The 13447-nt window shown below is 62.4% G+C and carries 14 protein-coding genes and 1 pseudogene; 3 read left to right on the plus strand and 12 right to left on the minus strand.

Annotation, left to right across the window (positions count from 1 at the left end):
• Positions 1–76 precede the first annotated feature (76 nt).
• From AKG11_RS28945 to AKG11_RS28955, 3 genes and pseudogenes are all read right to left on the minus strand, one after another.
• Positions 77–286 (minus strand): annotated as a pseudogene (locus tag AKG11_RS28945) (DUF2271 domain-containing protein); the annotation flags it as partial.
• A gap of 268 nt (positions 287–554) precedes the next feature.
• Complete coding sequence (locus AKG11_RS28950; protein WP_023513013.1) at positions 555–1070, minus strand: cytochrome b; 516 nt, start codon at positions 1068–1070, stop codon at positions 555–557.
• 54 nt (positions 1071–1124) lie between these two features.
• Positions 1125–1511 (minus strand): PepSY domain-containing protein, encoded by a 387-nt coding sequence (locus AKG11_RS28955; protein WP_245290269.1) that lies wholly within the window; start codon positions 1509–1511, stop codon positions 1125–1127.
• Positions 1512–1666: 155 nt separating this feature from the next.
• Between AKG11_RS28955 and AKG11_RS28960 the strand changes: the two genes are divergently transcribed.
• From AKG11_RS28960 to AKG11_RS28970, 3 genes are read left to right on the plus strand one after another with little or no spacing between them, the layout of a single operon-like run.
• Positions 1667–2326, plus strand: coding sequence for a response regulator transcription factor (locus AKG11_RS28960; protein WP_024271189.1), 660 nt, complete (start codon positions 1667–1669; stop codon positions 2324–2326).
• Positions 2323–3651, plus strand: a complete 1329-nt coding sequence (locus AKG11_RS28965) for an ATP-binding protein (RefSeq protein WP_035219798.1) — start codon at positions 2323–2325, stop codon at positions 3649–3651. The genes AKG11_RS28960 and AKG11_RS28965 overlap by 4 nt, the downstream gene beginning before the upstream one ends.
• 44 nt (positions 3652–3695) lie before the next feature.
• Complete coding sequence (locus AKG11_RS28970; RefSeq protein ID WP_023513017.1) at positions 3696–4961, plus strand: MgtC/SapB family protein; 1266 nt, start codon at positions 3696–3698, stop codon at positions 4959–4961.
• A gap of 158 nt (positions 4962–5119) precedes the next feature.
• Here the strand turns inward: AKG11_RS28970 and AKG11_RS28975 are convergent, their stop codons facing one another.
• The 9 genes from AKG11_RS28975 to AKG11_RS29015 all read right to left on the minus strand — a co-directional run bounded on the left by AKG11_RS28975 (position 5120) and on the right by AKG11_RS29015 (position 13387).
• Positions 5120–5359 carry a YdcH family protein gene (locus AKG11_RS28975; RefSeq protein WP_023513018.1) on the minus strand — a complete coding sequence of 80 codons (240 nt, stop codon included), beginning with the start codon at positions 5357–5359 and terminating at the stop codon, positions 5120–5122.
• A 34-nt stretch (positions 5360–5393) separates the two neighbouring features.
• Positions 5394–5795, minus strand: a complete 402-nt coding sequence (locus AKG11_RS28980) for a hypothetical protein (RefSeq protein WP_050746437.1) — start codon at positions 5793–5795, stop codon at positions 5394–5396.
• Between the two features lie 316 nt (positions 5796–6111).
• Positions 6112–8091, minus strand: coding sequence for a heavy metal translocating P-type ATPase (locus AKG11_RS28985; RefSeq protein ID WP_023513020.1), 1980 nt, complete (start codon positions 8089–8091; stop codon positions 6112–6114).
• 2 nt (positions 8092–8093) lie between these two features.
• On the minus strand, positions 8094–8789 hold the full coding sequence (locus AKG11_RS28990) for a VIT1/CCC1 transporter family protein (protein WP_023513021.1): 696 nt from the start codon (positions 8787–8789) through the stop codon (positions 8094–8096).
• A 306-nt stretch (positions 8790–9095) separates the two neighbouring features.
• Complete coding sequence (locus AKG11_RS28995; protein WP_023513022.1) at positions 9096–9413, minus strand: PepSY domain-containing protein; 318 nt, start codon at positions 9411–9413, stop codon at positions 9096–9098.
• Positions 9414–9552: 139 nt separating this feature from the next.
• Entirely contained in the window at positions 9553–10269 is a 717-nt protein-coding gene (locus AKG11_RS29000) for an ABC transporter ATP-binding protein (RefSeq protein WP_024271190.1), read from the minus strand.
• Between the two features lies 1 nt (position 10270).
• Positions 10271–11473, minus strand: a complete 1203-nt coding sequence (locus AKG11_RS29005; RefSeq protein ID WP_023513024.1) for an ABC transporter permease — start codon at positions 11471–11473, stop codon at positions 10271–10273.
• Positions 11470–12663 (minus strand): efflux RND transporter periplasmic adaptor subunit, encoded by a 1194-nt coding sequence (locus tag AKG11_RS29010; RefSeq protein WP_023513025.1) that lies wholly within the window; start codon positions 12661–12663, stop codon positions 11470–11472. Before AKG11_RS29010 ends, AKG11_RS29005 begins: the two co-directional genes overlap by 4 nt.
• Positions 12664–12781: 118 nt before the next feature.
• Positions 12782–13387, minus strand: coding sequence for a TetR/AcrR family transcriptional regulator (locus AKG11_RS29015; RefSeq protein WP_050746438.1), 606 nt, complete (start codon positions 13385–13387; stop codon positions 12782–12784).
• Between the last annotated feature and the right edge of the window lie 60 nt (positions 13388–13447).

A 13447-nucleotide genomic window follows, 5' to 3' on the forward strand; every position in this document is an offset into this window, starting at 1 on the left:
TTCCGCTCCTGTCGATGAAGGAGCTTATCTCGCGGCCTCAATCACAAAAGGAAAGGTGGGATGTTCGTCGCGCTCACGATAGATGCTCGTAATATTTGGACTTGCCGCCAGCGACCCAGAGCGTGCCGGCATATTTGCCTTGGGGATCGGTGACGTAGAGCGCGAGATAGGCGCCGTCGCCGCCATAGTTGGTCAGCGTAGTGGTCAATGTCACCGGCCGGGCCATGGCGAGGCCAGGGAACGTGAGGGCGGTTGTCATGGCGAGAGCTGCGAGAAGCGATTTCATGTCGGCTTGCCTTCTGCGAGGAAACGGTGTCCGGGTCGTCGCAGAGCGCCGACCCGTCCTCGTCACTGTGGCGAAGCCGCCTGAGGGCTGCCTGACGGCCGTCGGGATTTTCCGTCAGCACTTCGTCAGGAAACATCGGACACGGTCAGGTCCGCAGCAGATGCAGGAGCGACCGGCCTGTCGGCAGGCCAGCCGCGAAAGCTCCGGGGACTGAACAAGACGGCAGCCAGCCACGCTCCGCTCAGGCGCGTGGCTGGCTGCCGCTGCGTTAGCGCGGAGACATCCGCTGCAACGTCCCGTCGCGCAGGACGTACTGGTGCCAGACCGCCATCGCGGCATGCAGTCCGGCAAGGTAGAGGATGATCGTGCCGGCATTCTCATGAATGTCCGCGATCAGGCCCGGTGCGCCCTGCACCCGCTCGGTGATCGCCGGAAGCTGGAAGCCGAAGAAAGAAACGGGAACACCGAGGCGCGACGCCGCGTACCAACCGCTCAACGGCAGGGCAATGAGGAACAGATACAACAGCACATGTCCGGCTTTGACGGCAAGGGCGAGACGGCCATTGGACTGCGGCGCGTCCGGGGTTCCGCCCGCAAGGCGCAGGATCAAGCGCGGAAGCACCAGGACGAGCACGGCCAACCCGAACGAGAAATGCAGCAAGGGCGGGTTTTCGGCCATATGACGGCCTCCCGTCGAGGTCAGCCAGGCCCCGAGGATCAGCAGGGCTGTCAGCCAGTGGATGACGATCATGCTTCTGGAATAACGGGCCGGATCATGAGGCATGGCGGGATCTCCTTGCGACGGTCGCAGCGCTTGAGCGATAGCGAGATGGGATTGCTACTTGATGGTGGTCTTGGGCCGCACGGTCGTCCCGAGCAGGGTGTTGGAGGATGTTCCGCCTACGGTGTCGTTCTGCGAGGCTGGCGGCCGCTGACGCCTCGATCCGTGACGGTCGTCATCGCGATCCCTGTGCCGGAACTTGACGATTTCGAGGGTTTCCGGATCGACCTTGGCCTTGAAAGCCAGGCCATTCCGGTCGGTTCCCCGGATTTCGTAACAGCCGTCATCGATCTTGATCCTGGCAACGGTCCAGCCTTGACTGGCGGCCATTGTTTCGACCGCTTCCCGCGGCTTCCATCGATCCATCGAGACATGGCAATCGTCGTCGTCAGCCTTGGCGATACCGGGACCGGAAAACGCCAGAACGAGGATCGCGGCCAGCAAATGTTTCATCGTTTCATTGTTCCTGATCAACGCGCTTTCGGGGGGAACCATGGCACGCTCTCCTGACGAACGCCTGAAGCAGCGATGGGGCGGTCTTCAGCAAACCGACAGCATCGGACGCTAGGCAGGAGGATGGCGAGACGGGTGACCCTGGGATGAGAGTTCTACTGATCGAAGACGATGCTATCCTCGGAAAGGCCGTGCGCGAGCAGGTTGCCGCCCTCCACTCGGTGGACTGGGTGACGCGGCTCGATGCGGCGCGCGAACATCTCCAAAGCGCGGCATACGATCTCATCCTGCTCGATCTGATGCTCCCGGACGGATTGGGCATCGCCTTTCTCAAAAAGCTTCGAGCCGAGGGCAGCGTGACGCCGGTCATCATCCTGACGGCGCTCGACCAGATCTCCGACCGCATCGCGGGCCTCGATGCCGGCGCCGACGACTACATGATCAAGCCGTTCGATCTGTCGGAACTCTCCTCGCGGCTGAATGCGGTGGCGCGGCGATACAGCGGCAACCCGAATCCTCTCATCGAGATCGGCGACCTGCGCATCGATCTCGCCGCCCGGACCGTGATGCACGGCGCGCGCCCTGTTGAGCTTACCGGTCGCGAATGGGCGCTGTTCGAAGCATTTCTGCAGCGGCCCGGCATCGCGATGACCAAGGCGCAGCTCGAAGATCGGCTCTATGCATTCGGCGCAGAGGTCGAGAGCAATACGATCGAGGTTCACGTCAGCAGACTGCGCAAGAAGCTCGGCCACGGCGCGATCGATACGGTGCGGGGCATCGGGTATCGTCTTGGCACGGCAAGATGAAGCGGCCCAGGAGCCTGCAATGGCGGCTCTCGCTATGGCTGGGGCTAGGGCTAACGGTGTTATGGGCACTTGCCGCGGTCGTGACCGCGCAGATGCTGCGCCACGAAATGGACGAGGTGTTCGACAGCGCCCTCGAAGAGACGGCGCAACGCATCCTGCCGCTTGCGGCGATCGAGATCATCGGCCGCGATGCCGACGACACCGAACAGCGCGTTGCCACGCTCCGCCAGCACGACGAGTATTTCACCTATGTCGTGCGCGATGCCGCGGGCAAGGTTCTGCTGCGATCGCACAGCGCCGATCTCGCGGCATTCCCGCCGTTTTCCGGAATGGGCTTTGCCACGACGCCGACGCACCGCCTCTACTCCGACGCGACCCTCCAGCAGAATCTGACCATCACCATCGCGGAGCCCCTGTCGCATCGCCGGATGACCGCCGGGCGACTGTTGCTCGGGCTGAGCCTGCCGCTGGCCGTCATTGTCCCGCTCGGCTTGATCGGCATCTGGGTCATTGTCCGGCTGTCCATGACCCCGGTTCGGACCTTCCGCTCGCAGATCGAGGCGCGCGGCGGCGGTGATTTGACACCCATCGACGCGGAGGACCTGCCCTCGGAGATCGGCCCCGTCGCCAAAGCGGTCAACCACCTCCTGGACCGATTGACGCGTACCTTGCAGGCCGAGCGCAGCCTGGCGGCCAAATCGGCCCATGAGCTGCGGACACCGGTGGCTGCTGCACTGGCGCAGGCGCAGCGCATGATCGCGCAAGCGCCGGACGACGCCACGCGCGAGCGCGCCGAGGATATGCAGACCGCCTTGCGGCGCCTTTCCCGCCTCACCGAGAAACTCATGCAACTGGCGAGAGCCGAGGGCGGACGCCTTCTCGCCGAGGCGCCGGTCGAGATCGGCGCCATCCTGCGGATGGTTGTGAGCGAATTCGACGGGCAGGCCGAGACTGCAGGGCGCATCGACCTGACACTGCCAGACGCGCCGGTATTCGCAAGCATCGACGCCGACGCCTTCGCCATCCTGGCCCGGAACCTGATCGAAAACGCCCTCAAGCATGGCGTGCGGGACGAACCGGTCGCCGTCACCTTGTCGGCAGACGGCTGTCTGCGCGTCACGAACGCCGGCCCGGTCGTGCCTTCCGCAGTGCTTGCGCGGCTGAGCGAGCCCTTCGAGCGCGGTCAGGCTCTGGTGCGGGGGGCCGGCCTGGGGCTCGCCATCGCCCGGACCATTGCTGCCGGAACAAATGGACGGATAGAACTCCAATCTCCCGCAAGCGGCAGGATTGACGGGTTTGAGGCAAGGTTCTTCATAGACAAATGATCATCGACATCGACGCCAGATGCTGAAAGGCAACTCGGGAGACCATGGACACTGACGCCCTGCTCAGCCGCCTTGCGGTATCGCTTTCGATCGGTCTGCTGATCGGCCTGGAGCGTGGATGGCGTACCCGCAACGAGGAAGACCATCTGCGCGCGGCAGGTCTACGAACGTTCGCGCTGACCGGTCTCACCGGCGGCATTACCGGCGCCCTGGCCCGGCAGTTCGACTCTGGCCTCGTGATCGGTCTTGTTTTCCTCGGGTTCACCGCGGCATTCGCCTCCTACCACTGGCTCGAAGCGCGGGCCGAGCGAAATTACAGCGCGACATCCGTCGTCGCCGGCATAGCCACGTTCCTGCTGGGAACGCTTGCCGTCGTCGGCGACCTTGCAGCCGCCATCGCCGGGGCTGTTGCCACGGCTGTGCTGCTTGCCCTGCGCGAGCCGTTGCATCGTTGGGTCGCGTCGCTGAGCTGGAATGAGATCCGGTCGGGCCTGACGCTTCTGGCAATGACCTTTCTCATGCTGCCGATCCTGCCGAACAGGCCGGTCGATCCCTGGGGCACCGTCAATCCATATGAGATCTGGTTGCTGACCATCCTGATCGCCGCGGTCTCCTTCGCCGGCTACGTCGCCGTCCGCGTGTTCGGGGACCGGCTTGGCGTCCTGATGACGGCGATCGCGGGCGGGCTCGCCTCTTCGACAGCGACGACCTTGACGCTGGCAAGGCTTGCCCGCCGGCACCCCGAGTCCAGCACGCTGCTTTCCTGTGGCGTGCTTCTTTCCGGCTTGACCATGATCATCCGCGTTGCAGTCGTGGCGACGGCCTTGAACCCAAGCTTGCTTCCGCATCTCAAATGGCCATTGCTCATCGGCGGTGGCGTGCTCGCCATCGGCGCCGGGCTCCTGCTGCTACAAAGTCGCGGCTCCTCCGAACAGCCGGAACTTACGATCACCAACCCGCTGGAATTGGCGCCTGCCCTGAAAATGGGGACACTCATCACCGTGGTCATGGTGGTGTCGCATCTGCTTCAGCAGTCGTTCGGGAATGCGGGCGTTCTGGTGACCGCCGCCGCTTCGGGCATCGCCGATGTGGATGCGATTTCGATCTCCATGGCCCGCCTGGCGTCGCATTCGATCGAGCCCGGTCTTGCGGCAGATGCGATCCTGATCGCCGTGGCCATGAATACACTTGTCAAAGCCGTGATGGCGGCATGGGTCGGAGGCTCAAGGATCGGCGGGCCCGTCAGCGCCCTTAGCGTGCTCGGCCTTGCGGCCGGCATGGCAGCGTCTCTGTATCTTGGCCGTTCGTGAATTGAGGGGGAGATTGCGGCCGGGCATGCGGCCACACTCGGGCCTTGATGGGTCGGTCTGGTCGGCTGTAAGCGATGGTTTCGGGGAGAGTGGTGTCGCTGATCTCCCCGAAATCGGGTAATGCAAGCGGGGCAGCAAAACGCGGCCTCGCAGTCCCCTCACGCGTTGCGGAGCGATGCCACGATCTTGTCTTTTAACATCAGCCGCTGGCGGCGCAGATCGGCCTCGGCTGCTTCGGAAATGGCGTCGAGACGTGTCTCGGACCGATGAATCTTGTCGTTCACCGCGTCATATTCCGTCAAAACATGCGCAAACTCCGGGCTTTTCGCCTTCAGGGCATGAATGGCGTCCATCTGGTCTGGGAATTCGTCGCCAAGAGTGTGAGGTGTATTCGACAAGGTTCTTTCTCCTTTTCTGCAATTTCGCCCGGCGTCAGGGCTTTTCGACGCGCGCGACCTGATAGGTGACAAACGCGCCTTCCCGCCCGACCGAGATGTATTCGCCAAGACGGAAGCACTCCTCGCCCAGGCGGAAACCGATCTCGTCGTCCCGATCACCCAGCTCGTAATCGAAATACCACTGCCCGCCGGGCTTGCGCCGCAACAGCCCGATGCGGGCCGTCTTACCGTCCCGAAAATATCGGACGCGACAGGCGTCGCGAGATTTCTTCCATTCCAGCGGATCAAGGAATCCTTCGTGGTTGAGCGGAACCAGAAGATCATAGCCTTCTTCCCGATCTCCCTCCGGATGGTCTTTGCCGCGAGCGAGAACCAACCGCACGTGGTGGAAACTTGAGGGTAGTTCTTGTGCCTTGACCACGATCCGATCCTTCATTTCCCCCCCTGATACACCATTGGCAAAGGAACGTTCTTGATCTGGCGCAAGTGAGACGAGGCATGTGTTATCCGATGCCGGCGACTATCCGGAACGGTCGAGATGGGCCTGCGTCAGGATGACCGCGCCGATCGCCGCAGGCTGAACCGGAAGCTTCTCCCAGTTAAGCTCGCGCAGGTTCTTGAGCCCCTGGAACAGCCCGCAGTCGATAAGGATGCGGTGGCGCGCCGAGCGATGTCAAAGTCAGCATCGGTGTCCCTTTGCGGTTTTTAGGACAGGGAAGGTCCGGCTGCCGCCCAATCAGCACTGGGTCCAATCATGGTGTGGTGGGCGAGGTCGCCCGCGATCCGGACGTGCTGCCCGTTTGATCCTGGAACTCATATTGACGAGAATGGTGGAGATAGCCGTCGGTGGCGCGGATTCGGTCCGACAGGAGGCGTAGGCCATTCAGCACGACCAGAACGGTGCCGCCTTCGTGTCCGATCACCGCGAGCGGAAGCGGCAGGTCGAAGAACAGGCCGCCGGTCACAAGTACCAGCATGGCGCCGATCGCGAGGACGAGATTCTGTCGGATGATGACGGCCGTCCGCCGTGCAAGCCGGTGCGCATCGGCCAGCTTCTTCATGTCTTCCGACAGCAGGGCGACGTCGGCGGCCTGCAGTGCGACGTCCGACCCCGCCGCGCCCATGGCGATGCCGACGTCGGCGCGAGCCAATGCGGCGGCATCGTTGACGCCATCGCCGACGAAAGCGACCTTGCCATCACGCGCGAGGTCGCCGACCTGGAGCACCTTGTCCTGCGGCAGCATCTCGGCATGAACCTCGCCGGGCGCAAGGCCAAGTTCCGTACCGATGCGCAAGGCCACCGGCCTGCGGTCGCCGGTCATCATCACGATGCGGTTGACGCCACCGGCGCGAAGCGCGGCCAGCGCCGGGGCTGAGCTGGCTCTTGCTTCGTCCGCAACACTGACCGCCCCCAGAACGGTCGCACCGCGCCCAAGATAGACCACGGTCTGAGAACTGTCGGCGAGTTCACGGAACGCCGGATCATCGACGGAGGCGCCCATGTCCTCGACGAGGTGAGCGTTGCCGGCCCATATCGGGCCGAAGGAATCGTAGCCGACGATGCCGGCGCTCGGATGCGACGTAACGTCCACGACCGCCACCGGCTCAACGCCATGAACCAGGGCCTCACGACGGATGGCGGCAGCGATGTGATGCTCGGAATGCGCTTCCAGCCCGGCAAGGAGCGAAAGGAAACGGCGATCCTCACCATCCAGGGCGACAATGCGCGTAACCTCTGCACGTCCATTGGTCAGGGTCCCGGTCTTGTCGAACGCGAAGGTATCGACAGCGGCGAGCGTTTCGAGCGCACCGCCCCCCTTGAACAGCACGCCGCCTCGCGCCGCGGCGGAGAGCGCCGACAGGATCGCTGCCGGGACTGAGATGACGATCGCGCAGGGACTGGCGGCGACCAGGAGTGTCGCGGCCTTGTAGAGGGCCTGTTCCCAGTCGCGGCCAAGCCAATAGAAGACCGCAAGGGCCAGAGCGGAGCCCAGCAGGACACCGACCGTATAACGCTGGCCGAACCACGCGCTGAAGCGCTCGGACGGCGCCTTCGCTTCCTGCGCCTCGGTGACGAGCTGGATCATGCGCGCGATCGTGCTGTCGCCGACCGTCCTGGTGACGGTCACGTCAAGGACCCCGTCAAGATTGACGGTCGCCTCGAAAACCTGCTCGCCCGGTTCCTTGGAGACCGGCATCGACTCACCGGTGATATTGGCTTCGTCGATTCCGCCACGGCCATGCAGGATCACACCGTCGGTCGGCACGCGTGCGCCCGGACGCAGCACCACCACATCGCCGACGGCAAGCTCCGCAGCAGGAACCTCCACCGTGGTCCCGTCCTCTCCTTTGCGGAAAGCCGTCTCCGGCCGGAGCGCCATGAGCGCCTCAACAGCCCTGCGCGCGCGTCCCAATGCCTGGTGCTCAAGCGTGGTCGACACGCTGAACAACGTCAGCAACACCGCGCCTTCGAACGGCGCCCCGACGATCGCCGCCGCCACGGCCGCGACGACCATCAGAAGATCGATGTCGAGGATATGATCGCGCCACAACGCCGTCAGGGCGCTCCAGGTGGCGGGAAGCCCTCCGGCCAAATAGACCATCGCCAGACCGGGAGATCTTAGAATGGAAAGGCCTTCCGCCGGCGGCCAGGTCCCGGCGACGGCCAGCATCATCCCGAGGACCGCAATTGCCGACATGACGGTCTGGAAATCGAGCGACAGACGTTTCATCGTCACACCGCCCGGCCGATCACGGAGCCGATCAATGCGGTCGAGGCCATCGCGACAGCGCCCCAGAACACCACCCGGATAGTCGGTTTCCAGATGCTGGCGCCGCCCGCCCGTGCCCCGATTGCGCCGAGGATGGCAAGACCGATGAGGCAAGCAAGGGACACGGTCCATGCAGCCGTTCCGGCCGGCGCAAGCAGGGCGACGATCAACGGCAAAGCCGCACCCGCCGCAAACGTGACCGCCGAGGTCAGCGCAGCTTGAACCGGTCTTGCCATCACATGGCTCGCCAATCCGAGTTCATCCCGCGCATGGGCTTCGAAGGCATCCTTCGCCATCATCTGTTCGGCGACCTGCCGGGCCAGCTCTGGGGCCACGCCGCGCTGCTCGTAGATTGCCGCGAGTTCGGCCAACTCGGCCTCCGGCTGCGTCGCCAGCTCGTGCCGTTCCCGCGCCATGTCGGCTTCCTCGGTATCGGCCTGCGAACTGACCGACACATATTCGCCCGCCGCCATCGACATCGCCCCGGCCACCAGACCGGCAACACCGGCAACAAGGATCTCATGCGAGGCGTTGGTCGCCGCGGCGACACCGACGATCAGGCTCGACGTCGAGATCAACCCGTCATTGGCACCCAGTACAGCCGCCCGAAGCCAGCCTATCCGTTCGATGAGATGATTTTCCTTGTGAAGGGCGCGCATGAATGGTGCTCCGAGCAGTGATTGTGTGTGCAGCGGGATGATGCTGCGTCGACGCAACCTCATTCCGTGATGGAAGGAAAACGCAGAAAAATGTTCAGTTTAGAATTATTCTAACTAAAGGACTAATTCAAGATACAACCGGCCTTTGGAACCTCACTAGCCAACCACACGGTCTACGGCCATTGGGCGATCACCGGATCCCGGCAGGTCTGCGATCAAGACCAAGATCGCTCGCCCGCCGGACGACCCGGTGTCACCCACAGATAGACAGCTTCGAGGCTAAGCCTACTCGCAAGGCAACCATCGCTAGTCCAATTCCGTCTCCGGCGACGTACCGATGGTACTGCCATCGCCGAAGCGCTTGACGCTGCCATCGACGACCTCGAGCGTTGCGGGATCGATCTTCACCTTGAGGACGTTCCCGCTGGTGTCAGTGACCCGAAGTTCGTAGCAGCCATCGTCGATCTTCATCTTGTCGATGGTCCATCCGAAGTCGCCCGCAAGCTTCCCGAGAGCTTCGAAGGATTGCCTCTTCTGAGGCGGAACGTCGCACGCCTCTCCAGCAAACGCAGCCGTTGCCGGAAGCACCGCGAGCAATGCAAGCACTGCCAATGTCTTTCTCATGATTTCTTCTCCTGGGCTGTGTTGTCGATGGAGGAAATCATGCACAGAGGGACTGACGGGCTACTGAAGATCGGCAGAAATTGCCGTCAGCTTCCGGTCAGCAAACACCGCCATCGTTGCAGCGGAAAGATAATCGTTCTCACGGGCCCGTTTCGAAGCCGCGCCCTTCGCCTGCTTCTTCGTGGGTGACCCCGTCGCGGATGTGGTAGATGCGCCTGAAGGTGGGGATGATCTTTTCGTCGTGCGTGACGACGATGATCGCCGTTCCGAATTTCACGGCCATGTCGTTGAGGATCCGGATCACGGTCAACGCGCGCACACTGTCGAGCGGGGCGGTCGGCTCGTCGGCAAGAATGACAGGCGGCCGGTTGACCAATCCGCGCGCGATGGCAACGCGCTGTTGCTCGCCGCCGGAGAGCTGCGATGGCATCGCATCGGCTCGGTGCTCGACATCGAGTGCTTTTAGAAGCTCTCGCGCGCGTTGGCGTGATTCATGATTTGGGATGCCGGCAAGCATGGGAAGCAGGGCGACATTGTCGGTCACGTCCAAAAAGGGAATGAGGTAAGGCGCCTGGAAGACAAAACCGATCTTGTCGCGCCTCAACGCACGCAGATCGCGGATCTTCCATCCATCGTCATAGATCAGCTCGTCACCAAGGGTCATCCGCCCACCGCTCGGGTCGATGACCGCCCCCAGAGCTTTGAGTAAGGTACTCTTCCCAGAACCCGACGGTCCAATCAAACCGACGACCTCGCCGGGCGCGACCCGCATATTGACGTCTTTGAGGGCATCGACGGCGGTGGAGCCGCTGCCATATCGCTTGCGGATTTTCTCGATCAGTATCCCGCCGCCCATCTCAGCCACCGATCGCCTCGGCGGGGTCGACCTTCAACGCCATCCGGATCGCGACGATGCTGGCGAGCGCGCATATGGCGATGACAACGATAACGCCGATGATCGTATCGGCGGAAAGAAGAAGGACGAATTTCGGAAACAACGGCGCTGCAAAGGTCGCCGTGATCTTGCCAACGACGAAGCCGATCAGCCCGAGCACGATTGCCTGCTGCAGGATCATGGATGCGATCGTGCGATTGCGGGTACCGATCAGCTTCAGCACAGCGATCTCGCGTATCTTGTCCATTGTCAGTGTGTAGATGATGAAGGCGACGATCGCTGCGCTGACAACGGCCAGGATCGCGAGGAACATGCCGATCTGCTTGGCCGAGGTGGCGATCAGCTTACCGACCAGAATCTCCTCCATCTGCGGGCGGGTGTAGACCGTCAGTCGCTTCCACCTCGCGATGTCTGTCGCGATCCGGTCCTGGTCGTATCCCGGTTTGGTGCGCACCAGAACGGCGTTTACATAAGGGTTGCTGTTTTGCGAGGCGATGATGGCGTCCAGCAAGCCGGGAACGCCCGGCCGATTGAACTCGGGATTCTCGCTAGTGCGCCGGCGCTGACGGACAATGGAGTCGTTGTCCTTGAGGAATTGCGCTTCCTGCGCGTCCTTCAGCGGGATGAAGACCATCGGGTCGCCGCCCGACGACACCGTCCGTCGCGTCAAACCCACAACGGTAAAATGGTTCCTTCGGACAACGATCCTGTCTCCCAGAGAAAAACCAGTGGCGACATCGGCAACCGCCTCGTAGTGGCTGCGCGTGATGTGCCGCCCGGCGACAAGGAAGGGCGGTCGGCCAGGTGTCGCCATGTCCCCTGGCGCAACGCCCACCACCATGGATCGCACGTCGGAGGTTCCTTTGCGGACCTGCATTGTAAGATAAGTCACGTTGGCGGCTCGCTCGACACCGGGGATCGCCAGGATCATGCGGTAAATGTCATCGTTGATGCTCGAGGACTCGGCGTATGGACCGAGCGTGTTCTGCTGGACAACCCACATATCGGCGCCACTATTGTCGAGCAGCACCTTGCCGTCATCGACCATCCCCCGATAGACGCCTGCCATGGTGAAGGTCACACCGATCAGCAGACCCAGACCGACACCCGTGAAGACAAACTTCCCCCAGGAATGCAAAATGTCGCGTCCGGCAAGACTGATCATTTGAGGAGCTCCGCCGGATTGTCAGCGACACGAATGCGGCTCGTGCTGAGCAATTTCGAGGCGCTGTAGACGACAATCTCGTCGCCAATTTTCAGACCCTTCGTGATCTGCACGGTTCCTTCCAGGTCGGCAGCCCCCAGTTGGACAACCGTAAACCGGATCTTCCCACCTTCGATCTTCCAGACACCCAACTTGCCGCCGAGGTTCTGGACCGCGGCATTCGGAATGGTCGGCGAGGCGGCGATCTCGGGCAGGGCGACCGATACTTCGGCCAACTCGCCAATTGAGGGCAGCGGCACGGGAAGCGTGTCGAAGTTCACCTTTGCAAGATTTTCTTCCGTCACCGCATCCGCAAGGACTTCCACCCGCGCAACGCTTCCCGGTAATCCCTCGCCGGCGCGTGAGCGCAGCGCGATCGTGGCGGGCAAATCCTGCCGCAAGCCCGTGGCGGCAATCTGATCGAACCTGGCATTGATCCAGAGATTTTTTGGATCAATCATTTCCACGACCGATTGGCCTGCGACCACGGTCGTTCCCGGTTCTGCTTTTCTTGCGGAAACGACACCGTCTACCGGCGCAAGCAGAACCAGGTTCTCCCGCTGCTTGACCAGACCGTCACGGTCGGCGCGGTTACGATGGAGATCCTGCTGCGAAGCGAGAAGATTGGACTGAGCGGCCGAGAGAGCGGCCTGCGCCACCTCGCTCTCTTGCCGCTTCGTTTCGACTGCGACCTCACTCACGGCGCGGGTCTTCCAGAGTTCTTCATACCGCTTCGCCTGAGCAAGTGCGTAATCCTTGCGCGTCCTGGTATCGACCACCTGCGCTTCGGCGACTTTGATCGACGCTTCCGCTCGGCCGATCGCCGCTTCAAGTGCCGCGATGCGGGCATCAAGGTCTACCGGGTCCATTTCGGCCAGGGTCTGGCCGGATCGAACCTGATCACCCACATCAACAAGAATCCTGCCGATACGTCCCGCGCTGGTGGGGCCGATCTTGTAGGAGAAACGCGCTTCGACAGTGCCAATGCCGAACAACGCCGGTGAAATCGAACGGGCCTCGACGACGGCAGTCGTAACGGACACCGGCGCGAGAGGGCCGGAGCGCAGGACCACATAGCCAAACAAGGCCGCGGTCACAGCTCCAACGCCAATGAGCAACAGTGTGCGGCGCTGCAATGAAGGCAGTTTCATCGACCTGCCTCCAGGCAAATCTGCGTCATTGAATGATCTGCGATGGGGGTGACGCGCCTCGCTGACGTCGTCTTGATCGAGCGAACGGGAGATTTCGTCGCCGAGGAATGCCGATCGATCATCTCGGCACCTCGACAGCGCGCCGATACAACGCAAAAACACCTGGGGCGATTGCACGTATCTGCGCAACATCGCCAACTAGCAGGGATTGCATGACAAGACCCTGGATCGCCCCGATGAAGAGCGCTACGGCGGCCTTGTCATCCAGCGTGTCGGCGAATTCACCCTGCTCCTTGCCGTCCGCGATGAGCCGCCCGAGACGCTCGCCGTAGCGTTGGATCAAAGTATGCGCCATTCGCTTGGCAAGGGTCTGCTCCGCGCGCTGCAGTTCGCCGAACAGCATCCTGGGCACACCGGGATGTTCCATGATGAACTCGATATGCGCGAAGAATGCCGCTTCCAGTGCGTCAATCGGAGAGGACTTCGCGGACGTGGCCTTGTCGATGCGCGCCAGAAGGCGCTCCGCTACCCACTCCATAACCGCCTGAAGAATGGCGTCCTTCGATGGGAAGTGCCTGAACAAGGCGCCTTGTGTCACACCCATGCGCTGCGCGATCGCTCCGGTCGTAATGTCCGCAGGGTTTTGTTCGGCCGCCAGATCGATGACGGTCTCGACGGTCACCCTGCGTCGTTCCGGAGCTGAGAGGTTGGTCGAGCGCGGCATCAGCGGTTACCCCAAAGATAGTAATTAATTACTATCTTACAATTTAGACCATTTTTCAAG

This window comes from Shinella sp. SUS2 (assembly GCF_001262505.1).
Classification (GTDB): Bacteria; Pseudomonadota; Alphaproteobacteria; order Rhizobiales; family Rhizobiaceae; genus Shinella.

Excerpts from the sequence above, each read along its gene's own strand:
- AKG11_RS28980 (WP_050746437.1), bottom strand. The coding sequence starts at position 5,795 with ATGAAGGATCGGATCGTGGTCAAGGCACAAGAACTACCCTCAAGTTTC.
- AKG11_RS28950 (WP_023513013.1), bottom strand. The coding sequence starts at position 1,070 with ATGCCTCATGATCCGGCCCGTTATTCCAGAAGCATGATCGTCATCCAC.
- AKG11_RS28960 (WP_024271189.1), top strand. The coding sequence starts at position 1,667 with ATGAGAGTTCTACTGATCGAAGACGATGCTATCCTCGGAAAGGCCGTG.
- AKG11_RS29015 (WP_050746438.1), bottom strand. The coding sequence starts at position 13,387 with ATGCCGCGCTCGACCAACCTCTCAGCTCCGGAACGACGCAGGGTGACC.
- AKG11_RS29000 (WP_024271190.1), bottom strand. The coding sequence starts at position 10,269 with ATGGGCGGCGGGATACTGATCGAGAAAATCCGCAAGCGATATGGCAGC.
- AKG11_RS28965 (WP_035219798.1), top strand. The coding sequence starts at position 2,323 with ATGAAGCGGCCCAGGAGCCTGCAATGGCGGCTCTCGCTATGGCTGGGG.
- AKG11_RS28970 (WP_023513017.1), top strand. The coding sequence starts at position 3,696 with ATGGACACTGACGCCCTGCTCAGCCGCCTTGCGGTATCGCTTTCGATC.
- AKG11_RS29010 (WP_023513025.1), bottom strand. The coding sequence starts at position 12,663 with ATGAAACTGCCTTCATTGCAGCGCCGCACACTGTTGCTCATTGGCGTT.
- AKG11_RS29005 (WP_023513024.1), bottom strand. The coding sequence starts at position 11,473 with ATGATCAGTCTTGCCGGACGCGACATTTTGCATTCCTGGGGGAAGTTT.
- AKG11_RS28985 (WP_023513020.1), bottom strand. The coding sequence starts at position 8,091 with ATGAAACGTCTGTCGCTCGATTTCCAGACCGTCATGTCGGCAATTGCG.
- AKG11_RS28990 (WP_023513021.1), bottom strand. The coding sequence starts at position 8,789 with ATGCGCGCCCTTCACAAGGAAAATCATCTCATCGAACGGATAGGCTGG.
- AKG11_RS28995 (WP_023513022.1), bottom strand. The coding sequence starts at position 9,413 with ATGAGAAAGACATTGGCAGTGCTTGCATTGCTCGCGGTGCTTCCGGCA.